The 25,489-nt window shown below is 59.2% G+C and carries 27 protein-coding genes; 18 read left to right on the forward strand and 9 right to left on the reverse strand.

Translation table 11 applies throughout. The annotated features are described in order from the left end of the window. Window positions 1–2 precede the first annotated feature (2 nt). The 5 genes from AC2FFD_RS17785 to AC2FFD_RS17805 are packed head-to-tail and all read right to left on the reverse strand — an operon-like array spanning window position 3 to window position 3,975. A complete protein-coding gene (locus AC2FFD_RS17785; protein WP_496873731.1) occupies window positions 3–386 on the reverse strand; it encodes a carboxymuconolactone decarboxylase family protein in 384 nt (127 codons plus the stop codon). A gap of 17 nt (window positions 387–403) precedes the next feature. Then, entirely contained in the window at window positions 404–1,144 is a 741-nt protein-coding gene (locus AC2FFD_RS17790; protein ID WP_496873732.1) for a sulfotransferase-like domain-containing protein, read from the reverse strand. Window positions 1,145–1,164: 20 nt separating this feature from the next. Continuing rightward, the gene (locus AC2FFD_RS17795) at window positions 1,165–1,983 is read right to left on the reverse strand and encodes an aspartate racemase/maleate isomerase family protein (protein ID WP_496873733.1); all 819 of its coding nucleotides are present in this window, start codon (window positions 1,981–1,983) and stop codon (window positions 1,165–1,167) included. A 19-nt stretch (window positions 1,984–2,002) separates the two neighbouring features. Beyond that, on the reverse strand, window positions 2,003–3,091 hold the full coding sequence (locus AC2FFD_RS17800; protein ID WP_496873734.1) for an aromatic ring-hydroxylating oxygenase subunit alpha: 1,089 nt from the start codon (window positions 3,089–3,091) through the stop codon (window positions 2,003–2,005). After that, window positions 3,088–3,975 carry a MurR/RpiR family transcriptional regulator gene (locus AC2FFD_RS17805; RefSeq protein ID WP_170346254.1) on the reverse strand — a complete coding sequence of 296 codons (888 nt, stop codon included), beginning with the start codon at window positions 3,973–3,975 and terminating at the stop codon, window positions 3,088–3,090. The genes AC2FFD_RS17800 and AC2FFD_RS17805 overlap by 4 nt, the downstream gene beginning before the upstream one ends. A gap of 68 nt (window positions 3,976–4,043) precedes the next feature. Between AC2FFD_RS17805 and AC2FFD_RS17810 the strand changes: the two genes are divergently transcribed. From AC2FFD_RS17810 to AC2FFD_RS17840, 7 genes are read left to right on the forward strand one after another with little or no spacing between them, the layout of a single operon-like run. Further along, window positions 4,044–6,497 (forward strand): FAD-dependent oxidoreductase, encoded by a 2,454-nt coding sequence (locus AC2FFD_RS17810; protein ID WP_496873735.1) that lies wholly within the window; start codon window positions 4,044–4,046, stop codon window positions 6,495–6,497. Further along, a complete protein-coding gene (locus AC2FFD_RS17815) occupies window positions 6,497–7,579 on the forward strand; it encodes an alcohol dehydrogenase family protein (RefSeq protein WP_496873736.1) in 1,083 nt (360 codons plus the stop codon). Before AC2FFD_RS17810 ends, AC2FFD_RS17815 begins: the two co-directional genes overlap by 1 nt. Continuing rightward, window positions 7,576–8,154: a dimethylsulfonioproprionate lyase family protein gene (locus tag AC2FFD_RS17820; protein ID WP_496873737.1), complete on the forward strand. Its 579-nt coding sequence runs from the start codon at window positions 7,576–7,578 to the stop codon at window positions 8,152–8,154. Before AC2FFD_RS17815 ends, AC2FFD_RS17820 begins: the two co-directional genes overlap by 4 nt. After that, on the forward strand, window positions 8,151–8,453 hold the full coding sequence (locus tag AC2FFD_RS17825) for a hypothetical protein (RefSeq protein WP_496873738.1): 303 nt from the start codon (window positions 8,151–8,153) through the stop codon (window positions 8,451–8,453). Before AC2FFD_RS17820 ends, AC2FFD_RS17825 begins: the two co-directional genes overlap by 4 nt. After that, window positions 8,450–9,556 carry a mandelate racemase/muconate lactonizing enzyme family protein gene (locus AC2FFD_RS17830; RefSeq protein ID WP_496873739.1) on the forward strand — a complete coding sequence of 369 codons (1,107 nt, stop codon included), beginning with the start codon at window positions 8,450–8,452 and terminating at the stop codon, window positions 9,554–9,556. The genes AC2FFD_RS17825 and AC2FFD_RS17830 overlap by 4 nt, the downstream gene beginning before the upstream one ends. Then, window positions 9,553–10,656, forward strand: a complete 1,104-nt coding sequence (locus AC2FFD_RS17835) for a mandelate racemase/muconate lactonizing enzyme family protein (protein ID WP_496873740.1) — start codon at window positions 9,553–9,555, stop codon at window positions 10,654–10,656. The genes AC2FFD_RS17830 and AC2FFD_RS17835 overlap by 4 nt, the downstream gene beginning before the upstream one ends. A gap of 1 nt (window position 10,657) precedes the next feature. Next, window positions 10,658–11,929: an aspartate aminotransferase family protein gene (locus AC2FFD_RS17840; RefSeq protein WP_496873741.1), complete on the forward strand. Its 1,272-nt coding sequence runs from the start codon at window positions 10,658–10,660 to the stop codon at window positions 11,927–11,929. A gap of 238 nt (window positions 11,930–12,167) precedes the next feature. On the opposite strand, the gene hemC is transcribed toward AC2FFD_RS17840, so the two are convergent. Next, window positions 12,168–13,133: a hydroxymethylbilane synthase gene (gene hemC, locus AC2FFD_RS17845; RefSeq protein ID WP_480683523.1), complete on the reverse strand. Its 966-nt coding sequence runs from the start codon at window positions 13,131–13,133 to the stop codon at window positions 12,168–12,170. A gap of 106 nt (window positions 13,134–13,239) precedes the next feature. Between hemC and hemE the strand changes: the two genes are divergently transcribed. Next, on the forward strand, window positions 13,240–14,274 hold the full coding sequence (gene hemE, locus AC2FFD_RS17850; protein ID WP_170346261.1) for a uroporphyrinogen decarboxylase: 1,035 nt from the start codon (window positions 13,240–13,242) through the stop codon (window positions 14,272–14,274). 80 nt (window positions 14,275–14,354) lie between these two features. On the opposite strand, the gene AC2FFD_RS17855 is transcribed toward hemE, so the two are convergent. Further along, complete coding sequence (locus AC2FFD_RS17855; RefSeq protein WP_257599893.1) at window positions 14,355–15,449, reverse strand: CaiB/BaiF CoA transferase family protein; 1,095 nt, start codon at window positions 15,447–15,449, stop codon at window positions 14,355–14,357. A 165-nt stretch (window positions 15,450–15,614) separates the two neighbouring features. On the opposite strand from AC2FFD_RS17855, the gene AC2FFD_RS17860 reads away from it, so the two are divergent. The 6 genes from AC2FFD_RS17860 to uvrC all read left to right on the forward strand — a co-directional run bounded on the left by AC2FFD_RS17860 (window position 15,615) and on the right by uvrC (window position 22,302). Then, window positions 15,615–16,544 carry an ABC transporter ATP-binding protein gene (locus tag AC2FFD_RS17860; protein WP_496873742.1) on the forward strand — a complete coding sequence of 310 codons (930 nt, stop codon included), beginning with the start codon at window positions 15,615–15,617 and terminating at the stop codon, window positions 16,542–16,544. Further along, window positions 16,541–17,302, forward strand: a complete 762-nt coding sequence (locus AC2FFD_RS17865; protein ID WP_170346264.1) for an ABC transporter permease — start codon at window positions 16,541–16,543, stop codon at window positions 17,300–17,302. The genes AC2FFD_RS17860 and AC2FFD_RS17865 overlap by 4 nt, the downstream gene beginning before the upstream one ends. A gap of 114 nt (window positions 17,303–17,416) precedes the next feature. Next, window positions 17,417–18,214, forward strand: coding sequence for a S49 family peptidase (locus AC2FFD_RS17870; protein ID WP_480683525.1), 798 nt, complete (start codon window positions 17,417–17,419; stop codon window positions 18,212–18,214). 171 nt (window positions 18,215–18,385) lie between these two features. Continuing rightward, window positions 18,386–19,348: a calcium/sodium antiporter gene (locus AC2FFD_RS17875; protein ID WP_496873791.1), complete on the forward strand. Its 963-nt coding sequence runs from the start codon at window positions 18,386–18,388 to the stop codon at window positions 19,346–19,348. 21 nt (window positions 19,349–19,369) lie between these two features. Beyond that, complete coding sequence (locus tag AC2FFD_RS17880) at window positions 19,370–20,149, forward strand: SDR family oxidoreductase (protein ID WP_170346266.1); 780 nt, start codon at window positions 19,370–19,372, stop codon at window positions 20,147–20,149. Window positions 20,150–20,439: 290 nt separating this feature from the next. Next, a complete protein-coding gene (gene uvrC, locus AC2FFD_RS17885) occupies window positions 20,440–22,302 on the forward strand; it encodes an excinuclease ABC subunit UvrC (protein ID WP_496873743.1) in 1,863 nt (620 codons plus the stop codon). Here the strand turns inward: uvrC and AC2FFD_RS17890 are convergent. After that, window positions 22,299–23,183, reverse strand: a complete 885-nt coding sequence (locus AC2FFD_RS17890; protein WP_496873744.1) for a DMT family transporter — start codon at window positions 23,181–23,183, stop codon at window positions 22,299–22,301. The genes uvrC and AC2FFD_RS17890 overlap by 4 nt on opposite strands. A gap of 173 nt (window positions 23,184–23,356) precedes the next feature. Between AC2FFD_RS17890 and pgsA the strand changes: the two genes are divergently transcribed. From pgsA to AC2FFD_RS17910, 4 genes are all read left to right on the forward strand, one after another. After that, window positions 23,357–24,025 carry a CDP-diacylglycerol--glycerol-3-phosphate 3-phosphatidyltransferase gene (pgsA, locus tag AC2FFD_RS17895; RefSeq protein ID WP_170346269.1) on the forward strand — a complete coding sequence of 223 codons (669 nt, stop codon included), beginning with the start codon at window positions 23,357–23,359 and terminating at the stop codon, window positions 24,023–24,025. A 3-nt stretch (window positions 24,026–24,028) separates the two neighbouring features. Further along, window positions 24,029–24,274, forward strand: a complete 246-nt coding sequence (gene moaD, locus AC2FFD_RS17900; protein WP_010443581.1) for a molybdopterin converting factor subunit 1 — start codon at window positions 24,029–24,031, stop codon at window positions 24,272–24,274. A gap of 3 nt (window positions 24,275–24,277) precedes the next feature. Then, window positions 24,278–24,721, forward strand: coding sequence for a molybdenum cofactor biosynthesis protein MoaE (locus AC2FFD_RS17905; protein WP_496873745.1), 444 nt, complete (start codon window positions 24,278–24,280; stop codon window positions 24,719–24,721). Window positions 24,722–24,925: 204 nt separating this feature from the next. Then, window positions 24,926–25,273 (forward strand): PLP-dependent transferase, encoded by a 348-nt coding sequence (locus tag AC2FFD_RS17910; protein WP_496873746.1) that lies wholly within the window; start codon window positions 24,926–24,928, stop codon window positions 25,271–25,273. On the opposite strand, the gene AC2FFD_RS17915 is transcribed toward AC2FFD_RS17910, so the two are convergent. Continuing rightward, window positions 25,168–25,488, reverse strand: coding sequence for a hypothetical protein (locus AC2FFD_RS17915; protein WP_117870533.1), 321 nt, complete (start codon window positions 25,486–25,488; stop codon window positions 25,168–25,170). The genes AC2FFD_RS17910 and AC2FFD_RS17915 overlap by 106 nt on opposite strands. Window position 25,489 lies beyond the last annotated feature (1 nt).

Consider the following 25,489-nt stretch of genomic DNA (forward strand, 5'->3'; position numbering starts at 1 on the left):
CGTCAGGCTTCTTCCAACACCTTGCGGGCCACGCGAAAACACTCCAGCGCCTGAGGAACACCGCAATAAATCCCGACCACGTGGATGATGGCGCGGATTTCTTCCTTTGAAACCCCGTTGTTGATGGCGCCCCGGCAGTGGATTTCCCATTCATGCATCTTGCCCAGCGCACCGATCATCGACAGGTTCATAATCGACCGGGTCTTGGCGTCGATCACGTCGTCGCCCCACCCAAAACCCCAGCACCAGGCCGTCATGGCTTCTTGAAACGGGCGGGTGAAGTCGTCGGCGGCAGCAAGGTTTTTCTCCACATACTCTGCGCCCAGCGTGTTCTTCCTTTGCTCCAATCCTTTCAGAAACAGGTCTTCGTCGAAAATGTCGGCCATTGCGGGTCTCCGGTGTGTCAGTATGTCAGGCGTTGTCTGTAAAGGTGATCGTAATGCGGTTTCATCCTTCGGTGCACCTGTTTCACACGGTCTGGCGCGTCCGCGATGTCGATATGCGTGCGGGTCTGCGGCGCAAGCCCGGTCGATTTCGCCAGGTTGCCATGGAACGACCCGCCGTCCCACCAACTGAGGGCGGACGGATCACCGCCCGGTTCCCAGCTCAGCGCCTCTTGGATGAACGGAATTCCCACCGCGTCACAGAAGGCCCGGGTCATGCCGTGCGGGTCTTCCAGCAGGTCATCGCTGTCAATGACCGGCGGCGGAGTTCCGTTCAGTGCGGTCAACAGATCGAACAGGGCACGCTGTTCGGGAAAGCCAACCTCGCCTTCGGCAAAGTCCGGCCATTGCTTGTACATCGAAGTGATGGTCTTGGCCGGGTCCCGGATCAGGAAGGCGTGGGTGAAATGCGACAGAAACTCGGCATCCCACATGTGGTTGATGTAATGCGGAAAGTCCTTGAGGAAGACCGGCCCCCGTTTCGCCCGCTGCTGAATGTCCAGCCACACGCTGTCCAATGTCAGGCCTGGCGTTGTCACGTCCCCTGGTTGGAACCGATGCCAAAGCGGGTCTTCACCCTGATACCACGCCTCGCCGAAGGGCTCGTGCAGGCAGTCGAGATCACCGCGTTGCCGCATCATCCACTCGAACGCGGTTGACGTGGACCTTGGTACGGCCCAGAGCGCGAGGATTTTGGGCATGGTCATGACCTCTCGAATAGCTAAAGACGTTTCAACAATTGCCCGTGCGGTGTACCGGGCGCGATACCGAGGGATTTGAAGATGCGCCAGTAAAGCGCGATGTCGTGGCCGATCACCGGTTTGCCCAGCGCGTCTTCAAGCATATCGGCCAGATGCAGCGGGCGCTGGGGCAAGCCACCGGGCCCGGTCCGGAAATTGCACATGCCATTGATCAGGATCGCTTCGGCCCGGGGTGCCTTGTCGGCCACATATTCAAAGCTTTTCAGTGCCAGATCACCATCGAACACCCAGCGGCAGTCATTCACGGCTTCCTGACTGTCGAACCAGCCCTGATCGTAAAAATTCCCGGCCCAGACCACATCAAACCCGGCTTCTTTCAAGAAACCGACCGTGCCCTGCCACCATTCCGGCCAATGATAGGCGGCGTTCAGGGCAACCTTTTCGACGTTCATGTCGCGCAGCGCTTCGACCATGGCATATCCGGCCATGTGAAAGCGGGTGCCATATTTGTCTGACAGGTCTTCGCAGTGTTGCCGGACGCCTTCCACGCCCAGCCCGCAGGCATGGACCCAGTTCGAACCGACCTGACCGCAGACATCGACGCCGTTGCGGGACATGCAGTGCACGAAGTCTTCGAGCATGCCAAAGTTCTGTCTCCGCTGATCCAGCCCGTGCGCATAGTCTGGCACGTGCAGCATCCAGCCATGCACGCCCACCGTTTCGGGGCACATGCGCAGGAAATCCGAGGGCGCGGCGTCAAAATCGAACGGCGGGCAGGTGAACCCGACCTGATGGCGGAACAGTTTGTGTTCCGGGCGCCAGACTTCAGGCATCAGCATCAGCGTGCAACCTCGGCCACTAATCCACAGCCTCGCGCATCCATTGCTGAAGCCGCGCGATGGAATGTTCCGACATCACGCCGCAGCCCGGATCCAGAACAAGCGGTCCGGGGCGATAGCCCCGCGACTTGAGCCCGCGATGAACGGATTCCACAAGGCGGATGTCTTCCTCGACCGTCGTTTCGCGGTCCTGGACCGCCAGTTGCCGGATGACCGCACTGTCCGAGCCGCCTTCGGTGTACCAACCGCGCCAGACGATGCAGTGATCGGCATCAACCGCGCGCCAGTGATAGGTGTTCAGCACATTGCCGGGATAACACTGGAAGGAAAACATCGGCCACAGGAACCATGACTGGTAATCGCCCGCGTGCGGTACCGACAGGTCGATGGGGTAGGTCATCTTGTCAAGGCTCTGGCATTCCGTCGTGTGACGCAGCACATAGCCGCCGCCCGCATCCGGCTGAATGTCATAGGTCTCGGGCTTGACCACACCTTCGGCAAAGGTCGGGTGATTGGTCGGGCAATGGTAGCATTCCGAGTAATTTTCGATACTGACCTTCCAGTTGCAGTTTTCGGGAATCTCGACCCATTCCAGCGGTTCCAGATCGTCGATATGCGGGACGAATGCGCGGATTTCCTCGCGCACACCGGGGAACCATTCATCCATGGGGGCGGGTTCATCGTCGAGGTTGACGAAGATGAACCCGTTGAACACCTCAGTTCGGACCGAGGTCAGGCAGATCGCACTGCGGTCAAAGCCGGGGACCGATTTGATATTGGGCCCGGCACGCAGCTGTCCGGTCAATTCATAGGTCCACGCATGATAGGGGCAGACAACGACGCGGGTGTTGCCCGCGCCGGTGACCATCTCATGCGCCCGGTGCTGGCAGACGTTGTAGAAGGTGCGGATTTCGCCGTCGCGGCCGCGAATGCAGAACAGGTTCTGGCCGGCGATCTCAAACGCAAAGTAATCCCCTGCTTCCCGGACCTGCGCGACATGGCCCGCAAACTGCCACGTTCGGGCCAGAAGCCCCTGCATTTCCTGCTCGAAAATCGCAGGGTCGGTATAGTATCGCGCGTCCAATGAGTGGGTCAGGGGTGCATTCATTCGGGCTCCTCCGCGTAGAGGCCAAGTTGGTGTCTGCGTTGGTGAAACCGTTCCACCCGCTCGACGATCTCATCGCTGGACACGGCGATCACGAAGGACAGCAGTGTTTCCAACAAGGCAATCGTCGAAACGGATGACGGAAAAAACTGCGGCGTGTCGGCGGCAACGACAAAACCGTGATGGGCGTTCAGGATCACCGGGCTGGCCGGGCTGTCGGAAATACCGATGACGGTCAGACCCTGTTGCCGTGCCAGCTTGATCGCCTCGATGACTTCGGTGCGATAGGGGTGGCAGGTGATCGCGATCAGCACGTCCTGTTCATCGGCCCAGGCCAGATCATCCACCGGGGTCGAGCCGGGGCGGGGAATCGCGTGGAACTGCTTCATCCCGGTTGACGCAAGATAGGTGAAATTGCGCGCGTTCGAATTGTTGACGCCAACGCCCAGCGTGAAGATCTGGCGGCAGTTCCAGATATCCTCGGCGGCGGATTTCAGGCTCGTTTCATCAATTCCAGCGAAGGTGTCTTCAATATTGCGGATCGCCGCACCCACCATATCGGCATAAAGCCCACCCAGCTCACCTGACTTGCCGATCTCTTGCAACCAGCGTGCGCGGTCGGGAAACGACACGTTGCCCCGTCGAATCGCTTCGCGGAAGGGGGCCCGGAAATCTTCGTATCCTTCGAAGCCCACCTGCCGGGCCATACGCACGAAAGTATTGGGTTTGACCTTGGCCGCCTCGGCAATCTCGCGCACGGTCGAGACCCCAACATCCGTTGGGTTCTCCAACACGTAGCGCGCTGCTTTCTGTGCCTCGGGGGTGAGGGCGTCCCATTCCCGGCTCAGGCGGTCGAGGACGGTTGATGATACATTTGTGTCATTCATGATTGACGATGGTACATTTGTGGAATTAGCCTGTCGAGCAGAAACGCGACTCGGGAAGAGGAAAAATCATGTCCGGGAACGAACTGCCGTCACACGCCCGCGTGGTTATTGTCGGAGGCGGCGTGATGGGGGTCGGTCTGGCCTATCATCTGGCGCATGAAGGGTGGGGCGCTGATACCGTCCTGCTTGAAAAGGCCGAGCTGACCAGCGGCAGCACCTGGCATGCAGCGGGACAGATCACGCATTCGACCTCAAGCTTCGGGCTGGGAAAATGCGTGGATTACAACATCGGGCTGTATTCCGGCCGGTTGGAGGCCGAAACCGGCCAACCGGTCACATGGCATGGCTGCGGATCGTTCCGTCTGGCCTATACCGAGGATGAGATGGACTGGCTGCGCCACACCTTGTCGGTGGGCCGGTCGCTGGGTTTCAATATCGAGCTTGTCGGCCCCGAAAAGGTGGCTGAATTGCATCCGTTCTACAATCTCGAAGGTGTTTTGGGCGCGTTGCACACACCCGATGACGGCCATGTCGATCCGACCAATGTGACGATGGCGATGGCGACCGGCGCGCGTCAGAAGGGTGTCCGCATCTTTCGCAGCTGCCGCGCGACCAACATCACGCAGGCCGGGAACGGTGAGTGGGTTGTTGAAACCGAAAAGGGCACGATCACCTGCGAGCATGTAGTGAACGCAGGCGGAACCTATGCAAGGCAAATGGGCGAGTGGTCGGGGCTGCAACTGCCGATGACCTCGATGACGCACCATTATTTCGTGACCGAACCGGTGCCGGAATTCCAGAACCTGGACAAAGAACTTCCGGTGATCCGCGACGACCGCAAGGTCTCGGGCTATATCCGGATGGAGCAGCAGCGCGGTCTGATCGGGATTTACGAAAAAGAGAACCCGAACTCGGTCTGGCATGACCATTGCCCGTGGGAATACGAAAACTGGCTGTTCGACGCGGATTACGACCGGGTGATGCCGTGGCTTGAGGAAAGCCTGAACCGGATGCCGATCTTTGCCGAACTGGGTATTCAGCGCGACGTTCACGGGGCGATCTCGCATCCGCCGGATGGCAACCCTCTGATCGGACCAGCACCGGGTGTTCGGAACTATTGGTGCTGCTGCGGGACACAGATCGGCATCGGCTGGGGGCCGGGTCTGACCCGCGAACTGGCGCGGTGGATGGTGCATGGTGCCGCCGATATCTCGATGCGCGAATTTGATCCGCGCCGGTTCGGCAGCTATGCCACGAAGGATTGGCAGGTGATCAAGGCCGAGGAAGACTACTGCCTGCGCCATGAAATTCCCTTTCCGCATTTCAACCGTCTGGCCGGGCGACCGATCAAGCCGTCGCCGCTGCATGAGCTGTTGAAATCCAAGGGCGCAGTGCATGAAGAAGTGTATGGTTTCGAACGCCCCCGCTGGTTCGCCCGCGACGGCGTGGAACAGCGCGATCACTATTCCTTCCGTCGCACACCTGCCGACGACATGGTCGCGGCCGAGGTCAAAGCGGTGCGCGAAAGCGTCGGCATCATGGACGTCACCGCCTTCACCAAGGTCGAGGTTTCGGGACCGGGGGCCTATGCCCTGCTTGACCGGCTGACCGCAAACCGGATGCCGCAAAAGGTCGGTTCGATCACGCTGACCCATATGCTGAACCGTCGTGGCCGTATCGAATTGGAGACCACGATTGTCCGCATGGCCGACGACCGCTTCTATCTGGTTTGTGCGGCCTTCTTCGAACAGCGCCTGCTGGATCATCTGGCGCAGCAATGCGCGGATGAGGATGTGCAGGTAACAGCCCTGTCCGCAGACTGGTCGGCCCTGTCGCTGAACGGTCCCCGGTCGCGGGATGTGCTGGCGCGCTGCACCGATGCCGATCTGACCAATGCCGGGTTCCGCTGGCTTTCCGCGCAGGAAATCAACATCGCCGGTCACAAGGTCTGGGCTTTCCGCATGTCCTATGCCGGGGAACTGGGCTGGGAGCTGCACATGCCCAACACCGCCTGCCTCGACGTCTACAACGCGCTTTGGGCCGCGGGTGAGGCGTATGGCATCACCGACTATGGCAGCTTTGCCATGAACGTGATGCGGATGGAGAAGGGCTTCAAAGGCGCGGGCGAGCTGACCAACGAGGTTACTCTGGCCGAGGCCGACGTGCTGCGTTTTGCGCGCACCGACAAGGATTATCTGGGCAAGGACAAGACGCTCAACACCGATCTGCCCTGGATCTGTGCCTATCTTTCAATTGAACCGGATGGAGAGATTGATGGCCATGGCGGAGAGGCGGTGCTGCTGGACGGGCGCGTCGTCGGGTCCACGGCGTCGGTCGCTTATGGCCACACCGTCGGCAAAATCCTGGCCTTTGCTTACCTCAAGCCCGAAGCGGCCAAAGCCGGGACAGAGCTGGAGGTCGTGATCCATGGCCAACCCCGTGCCGCCCGCGTTCTGGGTGAACCTGCCTACGATCCCGACAGTTTGCTGCCCCGCAGTGACGCCATACTGGAGACCGCGTGATGAGCCTGCCCGATACGATGAGAGCCATGGTCACGATGGGCCATGGTGGACTGGAACAGATGGTGTTGCAGGAAGACTGGCCGCGCCCCGAACCCGCTGCCGGTGAAGTTCTGATCAGGGTCGCAGCCTGCGGCCTGAACAATACCGACGTCAATACGCGGTCCGGCTGGTATTCCAAGACCGTAAAGGATGCGACCACCGGTGGCGCATTCGAGGAAGTCGGTGAAGAAGACCCGACATGGGGCGGCAACCCGATCACCTTCCCGCGCATTCAGGGCGCAGATGTCTGCGGCCGTATCGTGGCCGTTGGCGAGGGCGTAGACGGCGCTCGTATCGGCGAGCGTGTCATCACGGATGGCTGGCTGCGAGATCCGGCTGATCCCGGCAACATGAACAAGACAGGGTACTTCGGGTCGGAACGCGATGGCGGGTTCGCCGAATATACCACGACTCTGGCGGTCAATGCGGTGCCGATCACTTCGGACCTGTCGGATGCCGAACTGGCCACGTTCTCCTGTTCTTACTCTACCGCCGAAGGGATGCTGTCGCGTGCCAACGTGACGGAAAAAGACACCGTTCTTGTGCCCGGGGCCTCTGGCGGGGTGGGTGGTGCCTTGGTTCAATTGGCCAAACGCCGTGGCGCGCGTGTGATTGCGATGGCATCCGAATCCAAACACGCCGACGTGGCCGATCTTGGCCCTGATCTGGTTTTGCCCCGCGCACCTGAAGATCTGCGGTCGGCGCTGGGCGACGAGAAGATCACCGTGGTCGCCGATGTGGTAGGTGGCCCTTACTGGCCGAACCTGATCGACGTACTGGAGCGCGGCGGGCGCTACACCTGTTCGGGTGCCATTGCAGGTCCGATGGTCGAACTCGACCTGCGGACGTTCTATCTGCGCGATCTGACCTTCACCGGTTCGACCGTGATTGACCCGCAGGTGATGCAGAACCTTGTGAAATACATCGAAGCGGGTGAGATCAAACCGGCGCTGGCTGCGACCTACCCATTGGAAGAGCTGCGGGAAGCGCAAGCCGCCTTCATCGCCAAACAGCATACCGGCAACATCGTGGTGGTGCCATGACGCTGGATGATGTTCTCGAGGCGGCCCGCCAATTGCATCAGGCGCATCCTGACCTTGCCGCGTTTGCATCATGGCCGGACGATCTGACACCGACGGGTTTGCAGCCTGCGTACATGCCGGCGACCGATCTGGTGGGCGATTTTGGCCTTGATGGCGTGGCGCCAACCCATGATCTGGTCGCGGCGATCAAAGCCAGCGCGCATCTGGCGCAATGGAAACACACATACACCGCAGAGGAAGTCGGCGCGGATTTCCTGAATCGGTACGGGTATTACGAACTGTTCGGACCGACCGGGCATTTCCACTCGACCCAATTGCGCGGCTACGTGGGATATTGGGGCGCTGGTCTGGATTATGACTGGCACAGCCATCAGGCGGAAGAGCTGTATCTGACCCTGGCGGGCGGAGCGGTTTTTCGAAGCGACGAGGATGAAACCTTCGTCGGCCCGAACCAGACACGACAGCACAAAAGCTGGCAAAGCCACGCTATGACCACGACGGACCAACCGATCCTGACCTTTGTCCTGTGGCGCGGCGAAGGGATGGGCGACCTGCCCAGAATGGACGCCGCATGAAAACCACAGGCATCCGAATTTACCAGACCGGACTTCCCTATGCTGGCAGTGCGTATGTCCGGGGTGCGGACAGTGTTATTGAAACTGCCATCGCATCGGTTGTGGCCCGTTTCTCGGCGTCGACCCCGCCTGAATACCTTCAGAACACAACGGATCTGATGAACTACAACACGCGATCTACCGGGAATGGCGGCCCTGTCGCGAAAGACGGAACGCTTTATGAAGCCGATTTGCCGGGATTGGGTGTAACCCCTGGTTTTGAAAGCCTCGGCGCACCCGTGGCGGAGTATGCTCCATGAAAATTGAAACCATTACCGTTTTTCAGGTCGATTTGCCGCTCGAGCATCCCTATTGGCTGTCCGGTGGGCGTTTGAAGTTCGAAACGCTTGATGCGACGCTGGTCAAGCTCGTAACCGATACCGGTCTGGTCGGCTGGGGCGAGGGTACGCCCTGGGGGCACACCTATGTACCCGCGCACGGGCCGGGTATCCGGGCCGGGATCGAAACGATGGCCCCCTTCATCCTCGGCCTTGATCCGCGTCGCGTGCTGGACGTGGAACGGGCCATGGATATTGCCTTGCCCGGGCATCTCTATGCCAAAAGCCCCATAGATATGGCCTGCTGGGATATTGCCGGTCAGGCGGCGGGCCTGCCGATTGCCGATCTGATGGGCGGCGGATCGCGGACACCGCGCCCGATTGCGTCCTCGGTCGGGGCAAAAACCGTCGAGGAAACACGCGAGGTCATGGAGCGATATCGCGAGCGCGGCTATATCGCGCATTCGGTGAAGATCGGCGGTGACGTCGAGCGGGACATTGCGCGTGTGCGGGATGTGGAAAGCATCCGGCAGCCCGGAGAGATTGTTCTGTATGATGTCAACCGTGGCTGGACGCGCCAGCAGGCCTTGCGGGTGATGAGCACCTGCGAAGACCTGAACGTGATGTTCGAGCAACCCTGTGAAACACTGGATGATATCGCGACGATCTCGGGGCTTCATGCATCCCCAGTGTCTGTGGACGAGTCCCTTGTGACCTTGCAGGATGCCGCCCGGATTGCCCGCGATGGTCTGGCCCAGATATTCGGGATCAAGCTGAATCGCGTGGGTGGACTGACCAAGGCCGCGCGGATGCGCGATATCGCGCTGGCCCATGGGATAGACATGTTCGTGATGGCCACCGGCGGGACGGTTCTGGCCGATACCGAAGCGCTGCATCTGGCCGCCACGATCCCGGATGACCACTGCCACGCGGTCTGGGCCTGTCAGGACATGATTACGGTTGATGTTGCAGGCGGCCGCGGGCCCCGCAACGTCGATGGCCATCTGCATCTGCCCGAGGCGCCGGGGCTGGGCGTGCATCCGGACGAAGCCGCATTGGGTGATCCAGTAGGAGAATATGCTTGAGAATTGACAAGATAACGCTCTGGTCCGTCGAACTGACCAGCCATGAAACCTATCACATGGCTGACGGCAAGACCTGTGCGACCGTGACGTCTCATATCCTGCGCCTTGAGACGGATACAGGTCTGACAGGTTGGGGTGAGGTCTGCCCGATCCCGCATTATCTGCCCGCCTTTGCAAATGGAGTACCGGGGGCAATCGCTGAAATGGGACCCGAGATTCTCGGGATTTCGCCAATTGGGGTCGACGCACCGATGCGAAAGCTGGACGGATTTCTGCAAGGCCACAGCTACGCGAAATCGATCGTCGACATTGCACTGTGGGATCTGTTCGGCCGCGCGGCGGGGGTGCCGGTTTACGCGTTGCTGGGCGGGCGGACACGGGCAGATATGCCACTTTATCATTCGATCACATGTATCGCGCCGGACGAAATGGCGCGCATCGCCAAGGCAGCCTTTCAGACGGGCATTCGGCAATTCCAGGTCAAGCTGGGTGTCGAGGGTGATTGGCAAGCCGATACCGAGCGGCTGATCAAAGTGCGCGAAGCCGTGGGAACCGGACCGCTTGTGTATGGCGACTGGAACTGCGGCGCATCGCGCCTTCAGGCAACGCGAACCGGGCGCGCGGTGGCGCATCTGGATGTGATGCTGGAACAGCCCTGCAAAACACTGGAAGACTGCGCCGCTGTTCGTCAGTCGACGGGTCTGCCAATGAAGATCGACGAAAACGCCTTTGATCTTGCATCGCTGATGCGGGCGCATGAGTTGGGTTGCATGGACGCGGTGGCGCTGAAACTGTCGAAATTCGGCGGTCTTTCGGCAATGCGCCGTGCACGCGATCTGACCGTGCAGCTGGGTGCCGAGATTTGTGCAGAATGCACCTGGGGATCGGATATCGTCACGGCGGCCTCGTCGCATTTTGCTGCTTCAACCCCGCATGGATCGCTGATGAACACTTGCGACTTGTCCTCTTACGTTGCTCCGCGCCTGTGCCCTGACGCACCAAACCGTGAAAACGGTCGGATTGCCCCGCCCGAAGGCCCGGGTTTAGGTGTGACACCTGACCTCGAAATTCTTGGCGCCCCGATTTTGGAGATTGATTGAGATGCTGAAGATCCAGACACAGTCCGAGTGGATAGCGCGTGCAAACGAAGTTTTGCCTGCCGGCGGTTTCGGCAACTTCGATCCGGGTATCATCATCGCCCGTGGCGAGGGCAGCCATGTCTGGGACGAGGACGGGAACGAATATATCGACTATCTGATCGGGTCCGGTCCGATGTTGCTGGGCCATGGCCACCCCGAGGTGATGGAAGCGGTGCTGGAACAACTGCCCAAAGGCATGACCTTCTTCGCCAACAACAGCAAGGGCATCGAACTGGCCGAGGCCATCATCGAAGCCGTTCCCTGTTGCGAGCAGGTGCGTTTTGTTGCCTCTGGGGGCGAGGCAGACATGTACGCCATGCGGCTGGCGCGCGCCTATACCGGGCGCGACAAGATCCTCAAGTTCGAAGGGGGGTATCATGGTATGAGCGCCGAGGCGCAGATGAGCCTGGCCCCCAGCCGTCGGGTCAATTTCCCTCAGGCCGTTCCCGACAGTGCCGGTATCCCCCAAAGCGTGGCCGAGCAGATGCTGATCGCGCCTTTCAATGATCTTGAGGCGGTGGCAGCGTTGCTGGATGAGCATGACGATGTCGCAGCCATCATGGTCGAACCCTTGCAGCGGATCATCCCGCCCGAACCGGGGTTTTTGCAGGGCTTGCGGACCTTGTGCGACAAATTTGGTGTGCTGCTGATTTTTGATGAGATCGTCACCGGGTTCCGACTGGCTTACGGCGGCGCACAAGAGCGATATGGCGTGACCCCGGATATCTGCACGCTTGGCAAGATCACCGGTGGTGGCTTTCCTCTGGCCGCGCTGGGCGCCAGTGCCGAGATCATGAAGCATTTCGACAAATCGAAAGTCAGAGAACAGGGCTGGCTGATGCAGTTGGGCACTTTGTCCGGCAACCCCGTTGCCTCAGCGGCGGGGCTGAAGACGATGGAGGTTTTGCGGCGCGAAGGCACCTATGAACACCTGCGCTCGATTGGGAAGCAGTTGCAACAGATGCAATCGGACGCTTTGAACGAGGCAGGCATTGCCCATCGCATCTGCGGTGACGAGACCTTGTTCGACATTTATTTCACCAAGGCCGAATGTCGGGATTATCGCAGCGCAAACCATGATGACCCGCAGCGCAACGCCACTTACAATGCAACGTTGCGGGCGCATGGGGTCTTCAAGGCTCCGGGCAAACTGTACCCGTCGCTGGCGGTTACCGAAGCGGATCTGGATCAGACCAGAGAGGCCGTTCGTCACGCCGTTGACGCGATTTCCTGAACGCGGGTCTGGCACAACGCAATCTGGTACAACGTAAACGGGTCGCTGTTGAACCCAACAGCGACCCTCTACCTTTGGAAGCCGGGGGTCAGTCTCGCCCCCTCGAATACTGATTAAAACACCGGCAATCTGAAAACTTTTCGATACTTTCGAGACTGGCCCGACTTCCTCTTCGGTATGTCACATTAATGCCTGATTGTTCCGCCTGCTACAGTGATCAAGTTCACACTAAGCAAATTTATTTTGAATTTTTCCAATCGAATAGATCAGGTCCCGCCTGTTCAAGCAGTTCCGCAGCCATTTCGCGGGCCATCTCAGGCCCATCCTTGACGGGGCCGGTCATATCTCTGCTGGCGGTTTCCGTTCCGTCCGGGCGCAGCACTTCGCCCCGCAACCTTAGGGTGTCGCCGTCCAGTTCGGCAAGGCCGGCGATCGGGGTTTCGCAGGACCCGTCCAGCGCAGCCAGCAATGTGCGTTCGGCCGCCAGGCGGTATCCCGTTTCGGTGTGATGAATCGCTTCAAGCATTTCGGCTGCGCGCATGTCGTTGCTGCGCCGTTCGATGCCGATGGTACCCTGCGCGATTGCCGGCAGCATGTCGTCAGGAGAGATGGCGCTGGCCGGAACCTCATCCATTCCCAAACGGCGAATGCCTGCCATTGCCAGAAACGTGCAATCGGCAACTCCGTCTTCAAGCTTTTTCAGCCGTGTCTGCACATTTCCGCGAAACTCGACCACTTTCAGATCCGGCCTCCGGTTCAGCAGCTGCGCACGGCGTCGCAAAGACGAGGTGCCCACCATGGCGCCTTCGGGCAGATCGTGGATCGAGCCCAATCGCGGAGAGATGAAGGCGTCGCGCACATCCTCGCGCGGCAAGAACGTGTCCAGGACCAGCCCTTCGGGTTGTTCAACGGGCATGTCCTTTGTTGAATGCACGGCGATGTCGATCTCGGCGCGCAGCATCGCCTCTTCGATTTCCTTGGTGAACAGGCCCTTGTTGCCGATTTCCTTCAGCGGGCGATCCGCGTCGATCATGGCGCGATTGTCACCGGTCGTCTTGATCACTACGATTTCGAACGCATCCTGTGGCAGATCGAACGCATCGCTCAGGCGCTGGCGCGTTTCATAGGCCTGAGCCAGAGCCAGTGGCGAACCACGGGTGCCGATTCTGAGGGGCGATGCGGGGGTGGGCAGGGTCAAAGTCATGTGCACAGCTTTAGTCGCGTCACATTGCCCTGACAATGGGGGCTGAGCTTGACAAATTGCCGCCGAAGGACGACCCGTTGCCAAAACCTGAATGCTGGGGGCGAACATGGCCGAGACAAAGAAACTGCTGCGGGCGCTGGCGGGCGAAGTACAGGATGTGCCGCCGATCTGGATGATGCGTCAGGCGGGTCGGTATTTGCCGGAATACCGGGCCACACGTTCTCAGGCCGGGGATTTCCTGTCACTGTGTTACAATCCTGAACTGGCAGCAGAAGTTACCTTGCAGCCAATTCGGCGATATGGGTTCGATGCGGCGATCCTGTTTGCCGACATCCTGCTGGTTCCACAGGCGCTGGGGGCTGACCTTTGGTTCGTGACCGGCGAAGGCCCGCGTTTGTCTACCATCACGCAGCAGGCCGAGTTTGATGCGTTGAAACCGGTTGACGCGATTCACGAGACATTGTCACCGGTTTACGAAACGGTGCGCATTCTGTCGCGGGAATTGCCGTCCGAGACCACCTTGATCGGATTCGCAGGCGCGCCGTGGACAGTTGCCACATACATGATCGCAGGGCGCGGCACGCCGGATCAGGGTCCCGCCCATGCGCTGCGCGAAGGTAATACTGCTTTGTTCGAGGCGCTGTTGGATCGCATCACCGCGGCAACGATTGAATATCTGTCCGCTCAGATCGACGCCGGGGCCGAGGTGGTCAAGATATTTGACAGTTGGGCGGGGTCTTTGAAGGGCGAAGCTTTCCGCAAATACGCGGTCGAGCCGTGCCGGGTGATCACGCACGCCATCAAGGAGCGCCATCCCGGCATCCCCGTGATTGGATTTCCGCGGGAAGCAGGCGACGGGTACATAGGGTTTGCAAGGTCGACCGGCGTGGATTGCGTGGCGCTGGACAATTCCGTGTCGCCCGAATGGGCAGCTGAGAAGGTGCAGATTGATGGCTGTGTGCAAGGCAATCTGGCATCGTCGCACATGGTTACGGGCGGGCAGGCGCTGGTGGATGAGACCCGGCGCATCGTGCGCGCATTTTCCAAGGGGCCGCATATTTTCAACCTCGGCCATGGGATCACACCGGATGCAGATCCTGAGAATGTTCAGCTGATGATCGACACGGTGCGCGGCGGGTAGGGCGCGTGGGAGGGGGCCAGCCCCCTCTTGGCCGCTGGCCAATTCACCCCCGGGATATTTCCGGCCAGATGAAGCGTACGTCAGGTGCTTTCGGGGGCTTGGAGGTCGCTCAGGATCTCGGTTGTGTGCTGGCCGCGAGCCGGGCTGGGCTTCGGTTGCCACCGGTGTGTGGAGAAGCGTGGGGCGGCGGCGGCCTGTAGGGTGCAGTCTGTCTTGCGCCAGGATTGACGGGCCGCATTCATCGGATGGGCTGCGGCCTCGTCGGGGCTGAGAACCGGGGCGACGCAGGCATCTGACCCGTCGAACAATTTGGCCCAATGGTCGCGCGGTCTGGATGAGAAGATCTCGGCCAGGCGCCGGGTCAGGTCGGGCCAGAACTTGCGGGTGTATTGTTGTTGGAACGCCGGGTCATGGGACAGGCCCAGGATTTCCAGAAATCGGGCGTAGAATTTTGGTTCGAGGCATTGGACCGAAACAAATCCACCATCCGCGCAGGCGTAGGTTCGGCTCCAATGCGGGCCGTCCAGCAGGCTTTGGCCGCGGGTCTCGGACAGGTTGCCGGTTTGGCGCATGGTCATCAGAAGGTTCATCATATGGGCCGAGCCGTCGTAGATGGCGGCGTCAACCACGGTGCCTTTTCCGGTTCTTTGCGCGTTGATCAAACCTGCCAGGATGCCCGCGACAAGGTACATGGCGCCTCCGCCGATATCGCCGACCAGGGTTGCCGGGGTTTGAGGCGGCTGATCCGGGAGAGAGGCGTACCAGAGCGCACCGGACAAGGCGATGTAATTCAGGTCATGTCCTGCCGTGTCGGCCAGCGGACCATCCTGCCCCCAGCCTGTCATGCGGCCGTATATCAGTTTTGGGTTGCGGGTCAGGCAAAGATCCGGGCCAAGACCCAGCTTCTCCATCACACCGGGGCGAAAGCCTTCGATCAGTGCATCCGCCGTGTCAATCAGGCGGCGGGCGGTCGCCAGATCTTCGGGATCCTTCAGATCAAGCGCGATCGATCGTTTGCCGCGGTCCAGAAGCGAGCGGTCCGGCATGCCCGGTGTTACTGCCTGGCCTTTGCGATGGATCGTGATGACGTCGGCGCCCAGATCAGCAAGCTGCATGGCGGCAAACGGGCCGGGGCCCAGCCCTTCGATTTCGACAATACGTATTCCATTCAGCATCAGCGCCCTCCGTTGTGGCAGAGTTTGCGGGTGGGTTGACGGATTGCAAGTTGGAATTGAGCATGGTTCTGACAACCACTAGAAAATGCGCAGCACGTTGTGCGGAATTGCCCTGTTACAGGCTGGTTCCGCGCGATAGGGTCTCGGTCGGAACGGGGAACGGATATGACGACCATTTTGTCCATCAATGATCTTCGCAAATCTTACGCCGATGGGTTCGAGGCGCTGAAGGGTGTGTCTCTGGATATTGAAGAGGGTGAGATACTTGCGCTTCTGGGACCAAATGGCGCCGGGAAGACAACCCTGATTTCGACGATTTGCGGGATAACAAACCCGACTTCGGGGGTGGTCACGGTCGGTGGACATGACATCCAGTCCGACTATCGCGCAGCGCGCAGGATGATCGGGCTTGTACCGCAAGAGATCGCGTTGGAACCCTTTGAAAAGGTCTGGAACACGGTTCGGTTGTCGCGCGGGCTGTTCGGCCTTGGCAAGGACAACGCGCGGATCGAAGAGATTCTGCGCAAGCTGTCCCTATGGGACAAGCGCAACAACGCGATCAAGGAATTGTCCGGCGGCATGAAGCGGAGGGTGCTGATCGCCAAGGCCCTGGCCCATGAACCCCGGGTGCTTTTTCTGGACGAGCCAACTGCCGGAGTGGATGTCGAGTTGCGCAAGGACATGTGGGAGCTTGTGGCGGAACTGAAACGGGACGGTGTCACCATCATTCTGACCACCCATTACATTGAAGAAGCAGAAGCAATTGCGGATCGCATTGGCGTCATCGACAAGGGAGAGCTTTTGCTGGTGCAGGACAAGGCCACACTCATGTCGCAGATGGGTAAAAAGCAGATCGAAGTCATGCTGACCGAACCCATCGATCGGATCCCCGACAGTCTGGCCAGCCACAATCTTGCCCTCAATGGCGCGGGGGATTGCCTGATCTATACCTACGACACCCATGCGGATCGTACCGGCATAACGACCTTGCTGAATGACGTGTCCGAGGCCGGGTTGGTGTTGCGCGACGTGCAGACCAGGCAATCAAGCCTGGAAGAGATTTTCGTCAATCTGGTATCCGGAGAGGCCGCATGAACTGGACCGCGATCGCTGCCATCTACCGGTTCGAAATGGCCCGTTTCTTTCGCACTCTGGCACAGAGTTTTCTGTCGCCGGTTCTGTCAACTTCGCTTTATTTCGTGGTGTTTGGCACCGCCATAGGCAGCCGTATCCAAGAGGTCGAGGGCGTTTCATACGGTGCGTTCATCGTGCCGGGGCTGATCATGTTGTCGGTGGTGACATTGTCGATTTCGAACGCGTCGTTCGGGATTTATTTTCCCAAGTTTCTGGGCACCATCTACGAGCTGTTGTCCGCTCCGGTCAATTTCATCGAGATCGTGATCGGATATGTCGGTGCCGCCGCAACGAAGGCGTTGTTTGTTGGGTTGGTGATATTGGTCACAGCGACGTTTTTTGTCGATATTCGGATCGAGCATCCATTCGCCATGGCGGCGTTTCTGATCCTGTCCTGTCTCAGCTTTTCGTTGCTGGGATTCATCATCGGTATCTGGGCCAGCAACTTCGAACAGATGTCGCTGGTGCCGCAGTTGGTGGTAACGCCACTGATCTTTCTGGGGGGTACGTTTTATTCGATTTCTATGCTGCCCCCATTGTGGCAGACCATCACGCTGTTCAATCCCGTGGTCTATCTGATTTCGGGTTTCCGCTGGTCCTTTTACGGGCTGGCAGATGTGCCGATCGTTTTCAGCCTTGTTGCCATCGTCGCTTTTACAGGGCTGTGCCTGGCGGTCATCGGCTGGATATTCAAAACCGGCTGGCGCATTCGCAGCTGACCCTCGCCAAGGCGTTGCATTTTTGCCCGCCGGGTGTGGGAATTTGGTTCACGTCGCGTTTAACGCCGGCAGAGTCCCTTGTTTACGGGTTGGGGGCACTCTACATCGGCACCCATGAAGCTCAGCCTGCCGTTCGTAAAAAAGCACCCTTGCGTGGCCGTTGTCCGTTTGTCCGGTTCCATTGGAATGGCCGGTCGCGGGTCCTTGAACGATACCACCCTGGCCCCGGTTCTCGACAAGGCGTTTCGAAAGGGTAAACCTGCGGCTGTCGCGCTCGAGATCAACTCTCCGGGCGGGTCGCCTGTACAAAGCTCTTTGATTGGCGCCCGAATTCGGCGCTTGTCGGAAGAGCTGGACGTGCCCGTGATCGGGTTTGTCGAAGATGTTGCGGCATCCGGAGGGTATTGGCTGGCGGCCGCCGCGGATGAGATCTGGGCCGACGACAGTTCGGTTCTTGGCTCGATCGGAGTCATTTCGGCAGGTTTTGGCGCGCATGTCTTCCTGGCGCGGCAGGGGTTCGAGCGGCGCGTCCATACAGCGGGCAAATCGAAATCGATGCTGGATCCCTTTTCGCCGGAAAAGAAAGAGGATGTGGCGCGCTTGCAAGGGCTGCTGGGTGACATCCACGAAAACTTCATCGCGCATGTCAAAGCCCGCCGAGGTGACAAGCTGGATCACAGTGCCGATCTGTTCACGGGTGAAGTCTGGCTGGCGCGTCGCGCGCATGAACTGGGTTTGATCGATGGTATCGCCCATCTGAAACCCAAAATGCAGGAACGCTTTGGCGACAAGGTCAAGTTCCGCCGTTATGGCTTGCGCAAACCAATCTGGTCGCGGTTCGGGGCCAACCTGGCACAGGATGCCATCGCCGGATTAGAGGAGCGTGCGGCCTACGCGCGTTTTGGTTTGTGACGTGATCATCAAGGCTGTCACACTTTTTCTGATTGGCATGGGTGTCCTGGCGATGTTCGGCAAACTGCGCTTTCCGGGGCAGAAGAAACTGAGTTCCGCCAAGTGTCCGCGCTGCGGACGGTTTCGCATAGGCAAAGGCCCCTGCGCCTGCGAAAAAGGAGGTCGGACTTGATCACCACTTGGCTGCTGTCTGGTCTTGGGCTGTTGATCCTGCTGCTTGCAGGCGATGCGCTTGTGCGCGGTGCTGTAAACCTGAGCCTGCGTCTGGGTGTTCCGGCGTTGATCGTCAGCCTTACGATTGTGGCCTTCGGCACGTCTGCGCCCGAGTTGCTGATCGCCATCAGCGCATTGAAAGAGAACGCGCCCGGTATTGCGCTGGGCAACGTTGTCGGATCGAACACGGCCAACATCCTGTTGGTTCTTGGACTGCCCGCATTGCTGGCAACGCTTCACACAAGTGAATGTGACAGCCGCAGGAATTACGTCTTCATGCTGATGGCGACGGTTCTGTTCATCGGGCTGGCTTTTTGCGGAACATTCACCTTCTTCAGCGGTCTGATCCTGCTGGCGGCGTTGAGTCTTGTCCTGATGACTGCCTTTCGTGAGGCAAAAGCACATCGCAAGGCCTGTGGTGAGGCTTGCGCGGATGACGACGAGCTTGAAGGCTTGGAGGAAGCCGACCCTGACATGCCCTACTGGAAGGTATCGATTTACCTGATCCTGGGGTTGGTGGGGCTTCCGATGGGTGCGCACTTACTTGTCGACAACGCGACCGTCATCGCAAGAACCTATGGGGTCAGCGAAACGGTCATCGGCCTGACCCTGATCGCGGTTGGAACCTCTTTGCCCGAACTGGCGACGACGCTTATGGCGGCATTGCGCAGACAGGCCGATGTCGCGCTGGGCAACGTGATCGGTTCGAACATGTTCAACCTTCTGGCCATCATCGGGATCGCAACCTGGTTCGGACGCATTCCGGTCGATCCGGAATTCCTTCGGTTCGACCTGTGGGTCATGCTGGGCTCGTCGCTGCTGCTGGTTCCGTTTGTATTCCTCAAACGCGACATCTCGCGCGTCTGGGGGTTGGTGTTGACTTTCCTCTATGTGCTTTATGTCATCGTATTGCTGGTGTGATCTGACCAAACGAGGTGAAGCATGACCCGAGCTTTAGTCACCGGCGCCGGTATTCGTCTGGGCCGGGCCATGGCACTGTATCTGGCGGATCGTGGTTTCGATGTGGCCGTGCATTACGCCTCATCCGAAGGCCCGGCGCAAAAGACAGCGGCCGAGGTACGGGCCCTGGGCCGAAAATCCGTGACCCTGAAGGCCGATCTGCTGGATGAAGCTCAGGTTCAGGCGCTGCTGCCCAAAGCGGCCGAGGCGCTGGGCGGGCCGATCACCTGTCTCGTGAACAACGCATCGATCTTCGAATACGACAACATCCGCACGGCAACCCGGCAAAGCTGGGATCGACATCTCGACAGCAACCTGCGCGCGCCCTTTGTGCTGACGCAGGCCATGGCAGATCAGGGGCTGAGCGCTGGCGCAGATGAGAATGGCGAACCGCTTGCAACCGGCCTCATCGTCAACATGGTGGACATGCGTGTGCGCAAACTGACACCCGAGTTCATGTCATACACCATCGCAAAAATGGGTTTGTGGGCACTGACCCGAACGGCGGCGCAGGCATTGTCTCCGACGATCCGCGTCAATGCGATCGGGCCGGGCCCCACGATGCAGGGCCACCGCCAAAGCGAAGAGCATTTCCAGGCACAGCGTTCAAATACCGTTCTGGAACGGGGATCCAACCCGTCTGACATAACCGCAGCGCTTGGGTATTTTCTGGATGCACACGCGGTCACCGGACAGCTTTTATGTGTGGACGGCGGTCAGCATCTGGGTTGGAAAACTCCGGATGTTCTGGGTGTTGAATAAGCAATTTTGCTGCAAGTTTTGCACCGCTCTCAATTCTGTTACATGTGCGTTACAAAAATGTCTTTTTTTTCATACACTTGCTAAGTATGCAAAAAAATATCCTTTAAAAACAAGTCCTTGATAAGTTGCCTATTTTTTGTGCAAGTAAAGGAAAGGGCAAGGAAACAAGGGGATTTCCGATCTTCCGGAATTTTATCTTCACACTTATCCACAGAAACCGTGGATTTGTTTTCTCTTGATCTGAAAGGCATGAGATTGCAGCCATTGCCAGAGAATCATATCTCAGGATCATGACCAGCGACAGCGAATCATCCCCTACCGGCTATGCCTGCATTCAGCGCTATGTGAAAACGCTGGACAGTTCTCCGGGTGTCTACCGCATGCTCGATGCAGACAGCCGGGTTCTGTATGTCGGCAAAGCCCGAAATCTCAGGGCACGGGTGTCGAATTACACACGGCCGGGTCATTCGGGGCGGATCGAAAAGATGATCGCCGCGACGGCCTCGATGATGTTTTTGACCACGCGAACCGAGACCGAGGCCCTGCTGCTGGAGCAGAACCTGATCAAGCAGCTCAAGCCGAAATACAATGTATTGTTGCGGGACGACAAAAGCTTTCCGAACATACTGGTCGCCAAGGATCATGACTTTCCGCAGATCAAGAAACACCGAGGGGCGAAGAAGGAAAAAGGTGCCTATTTCGGCCCCTTCGCCAGTGCCGGTGCGGTGAACCGGACGCTGAACCAGTTGCAAAAAGCGTTCCTGCTGCGCAACTGCTCGGATTCGATGTTCGACAGCCGAACGCGGCCATGCCTTCTGTATCAGATCAAACGGTGTTCCGGGCCCTGTGTCGGCCTGATCTCGGAGCAGGATTACCGTGAAAGCGTGAAGGACGCCGAACGCTTTCTGTCGGGTCGCTCGACCAAGGTACAGGAGGAACTGGCCGAGCAGATGATGGCCGCATCCGAGGCGATGGAGTTCGAGCGCGCCGCCGGTCTGCGTGACCGCATCCGGGCGCTGACGCAGGTGCAGACCTCTCAGGGCATCAACCCGCGCGGTGTGGCCGAGGCGGACGTGATCGGCCTGTATATGGACAGCGGTCAGGCCTGCGTGCAGGTGTTTTTCATCCGTGCGAACCAGAACTGGGGCAACAAGGATTTCTATCCGCGCGTCGGGCCGGATGTTTCACCTGCCGAGGTGATGGAGGCCTTTCTGGGCCAGTTCTACGACAACAAGGAACCGCCGCGGCAGCTGATCCTGTCGGACGGAATCGAAAACGTGGATCTGATGCAGCAGGCGCTGGCCGAAAAAGCCGGGCGCAAGGTCGAAATCCTTGTGCCGCAGCGTGGCGAAAAACAGGAACTGGTTGCCGGTACCTTGCGCAACGCACGCGAGGCTCTGGCCCGCCGCATGTCGGAAAGTGCCACGCAGGCCAAGCTGCTGCGCGGGCTGGCCGAGGCGTTCGAACTGGACGGTCCGCCGGGACGGATCGAGGTCTACGACAACTCTCATATCCAAGGCACCAATGCTGTCGGCGGCATGATCGTTGCGGGCCCCGAGGGATTCATGAAGAACGCTTACCGCAAGTTCAACATTCGCGGTGATGACCTGACACCGGGTGACGACTTCGGCATGATGAAAGAGGTGCTGAACCGCCGCTTCACCAGATTGCAAAAGGAAGACCCGGATCGCGACAAAGGGCTGTGGCCCGACCTTCTGCTGATCGATGGCGGTGCCGGGCAGGTAAGCGCGGTGCATCAGATCATGGTCGAACATGGGGTCGAAGACATTCCCATGGTCGGCGTTGCCAAAGGGGTCGACCGCGATCACGGCAAGGAAGAGTTCCACCGGATCGGCCAGCGCCCCTTTGCGCTGAAACGCAACGATCCTGTTTTGTATTTCATTCAACGCTTAAGGGATGAGGCGCACCGGTTCGCCATCGGCACCCATCGTGCGAAACGCGCCAAGGCCGTGGGTGCTACGCCTTTGGATGAAATCCCAGGGGTAGGGGCTGCGCGCAAGCGTGCTCTGTTGGCCCATTTCGGCAGCGCCAAAGCCGTCAGCCGGGCCAATCTGGCCGATCTGAAAGCGGTCGAAGGGATCTCGGCCGGGTTGGCGCAGAAGGTTTACGACTTCTTCCACGACAAGGGCTAGGCGCGCCGACCCCGCGACAGGATATAGAGGCCCGACGCGACGATCAGCGCGCTGCCGATCCACATGGTAGGGTCCAGGCTTTCACCAAACATGGCCACCCCCAACCCGATGCCGAACAACAGCCGGGTGTATCTGAACGGGGTCACGGCAGACACTTCACCCGTGCGCATGGCCTTCATCAGCGACGCATAGGCCATTACGCCCATCAGCACCGCGCCGGTCAGGTGCAGGCTTGTGTGCACGCTGAGTGAAACCATCGGCGCGCCTTCCCAAAACCGATAGGCCACGCCGGCCACGATGATGCTGAGGAAGCCGTAAAACCCCAGGACTTCGGTTCCAAGCGTGGCGGGTGCTGCGCGGCTGGCCAGATCACGCCCGGCAAATCCCAGCATTCCCAGCACTGCCAATATCGACATTAGCGAAAAACTGTCTCCGGTGGGTTGCAGGATGACGACGACGCCGATCATGCCGACAAAGATGGCGCTCCAGCGCCGCCAACCCACTGTCTCGCCGAAGAACAGCGCCGCGCCTGCAACAACGACCAGAGGCGTGGCTTGCAGAATCACAGTGGCCGAAGACAACGGAGTCAGTGCGATGGCCAGAACATAGAACAACCGACCAAAGACCTCGAACAGCACCCGAATTTTCATCGGGCCGGACAGAACGTCAGGGTGCAGCAGCCGCTGCCCGCGCGCCAGGGCCACCGCGGCAAATACCACGGACCCGCCCGCGCCGAAAAGAACCAGAACCTGCCAGATCGGCAGCGCGGCTGAGGCGGCTTTCAGCAACGCATCCTCCAGCGCAAAACCGGCCATCGCGGCGACCATCCAGAGGCTGCCGATCATGTTTGACCGTGTGTCGGTTTGAATATGCGCTGTCATCTGGTGCTTTCCGGCTGGGCTTGCGCGGCAATCTGACCGCAAAGCCGGGAAAGGCCAAGAGGTACTGTTCTGAGACGTCAGGCCTGCGGCGCTTTGACCAAGCGATTGTGAGTGATGAAGTTTTTTGCCTGATTGGCTTTTCTGTTCCGGACCAGCAATATAGGGTCCAAGCCATGAAGTGGAATTTACCCAATCTCCTGACTGTGCTGCGCCTGCTGGCCGCGCCCGGACTGGCTGTAATGTTTCTGTATTTCACCCGTCCCTATGCGGACTGGTTTGCACTGATCCTGTTCCTGACAGCGGCGATTACCGATTGGTTTGATGGGTATCTGGCCCGCGCATGGAAGCAGGAGACCAAAATCGGAGCGATGCTGGATCCGATCGCCGACAAAGCCATGGTAGTGATCGCGCTTATGATCCTTGTGGGCTATTCGACCGAGCACTGGACACCGTGGCTTGTCCTTCCTGCAACCGTGATCCTGTTTCGCGAAGTTTTTGTCTCGGGCCTGCGGGAATACCTGGGCGATGTGGCCGGCACGCTCAAAGTCACCAAACTGGCGAAATGGAAGACCACGGCCCAGATGGTCGCCATCGCGGTTCTGTTTTCGCAGGGTATCTTTGAACACTATGCCGTGATGGCGAGTTTTGGCATGGATGCCGAGCTGGTCGAGCAGATCATTGCGGGGCAGGTCGAAGACGTGAACCACCTGCGCCTGAATGTCGATGGTATGTACTGGGCGGGTCAGGTCGGGCTGTGGCTGTTGTGGATCGCAGCAACGCTTACATTGATCACCGGCTATGATTATCTACGTAAAGCCATGCCTCATCTGAAGGAGAGCTAACCGATGGATGTTCTGTATTTCGCCTGGGTGCGCGAACGCATCGGCTTGCCAAAAGAAAAGGTCGAAACGCAAGCGGCCACGGTCAGCGACCTGGTGGCTGAACTGAGCGCTCGGGAAGATCGCTATGCCGCGGCGTTTGCCGATTTGTCCGCCCTTCGCGTCGCGTTGGATCAGGAACTGTCAGATTTCGATGCTTCGCTGGCAGGTGTTCGGGAAGTTGCGTTTTTCCCACCTATGACGGGCGGTTGACCGATGCGGATCGCGGTTCAGGAAGAGGCATTTGATCTGGGGGCCGAGGCCAATGCCTTTGCCGCCGGGGATGATGCCAACGGGGCCATCGTTACTTTCACCGGCGTTGTGCGTGACCTTGCAAGCGGTGATCTGGATGTGATGGAGATCGAGCACTATCCCGGTATGACCGAACGTGCCCTGACCAAGATCGCCCAAGAGGCGCAGGCGCGTTGGGCATTGGGCGATGTGCTGGTCATTCACCGTTTTGGACGTCTGGCACCGGGTGACAAGATCATGATGGTGGCCACGGCGGCGCCCCATCGCAAGGACGCGTTCGAGGCGGCCGAATATCTGATGGACTACCTGAAATCCCGCGCGCCGTTCTGGAAAAAGGAAACTACCCGTTCCGGCGCCGAATGGGTTGCGGCCAAAGATCAGGACGAAGACGCTCTGACCCGCTGGTAGCGTCGCGCGGCCACCGCGGTGGTTCTGGGATCCGAGCGGTTTCAATTCTTCTCTGAACGCCGGTTCACGAGCCTGCACCAAATCCGTGAAAATGGATCGATAGGATGGCGGCAAGCACCACGGATTGAATCACTAAGGCCTTGCGACACAGACAATTCATTCGGAAAAAGCCTGGCCCCGACCAGCGGTGCGTTTGCCCGGCAGATGATCGATAAACTCCGGATCGTTCACTATGCCGTGTCGCTTGGCCACCATCGCAGTCTGATATTCTGGATGGGAACCGAAGCTTTGATGCAATCGTCCTTCCGATTGGAAGGGGCGCAATTGGCACGTTATGGGAATTGCGCAGTGGATGATGTGTTTAGGCTGTCGGTTGGTCTGGAAGACCCCGAAGACCTGATTGCGGATTTGGCGCAGGTCCTTGAGCCGTCCGGGACAGCGGTTGCTCAGTCGGCGTTGTTGATCCGACCGCGCATTTCCTCGGCCTCTTGCCGCGCGGCGCGCAGACCGTCCATGGCTGCGGCCAGTTCTGCCTCTGTCTGGGTCAGCTGATTGGTCAGCTCGGCTTCGCGCTGCTGAAGGTAGGTTATGGCCTGATCGCGGGTTTCTTCCGCTTCGTGCAGTTCCTGGCTCATGCGATCCAGATCAGCGACGTCGCTTTGGCGGACGCGGGACAGGCGGTGTGCCAGCCAGTTGGCAAACCAACCCATGCAGAAGGCCGCAAACAGAATGACGGCTGTGGCGATGATGAATTCGGTTCTGTTCAAC

This window comes from Ruegeria sp. YTSC002 (genome assembly GCF_059609845.1).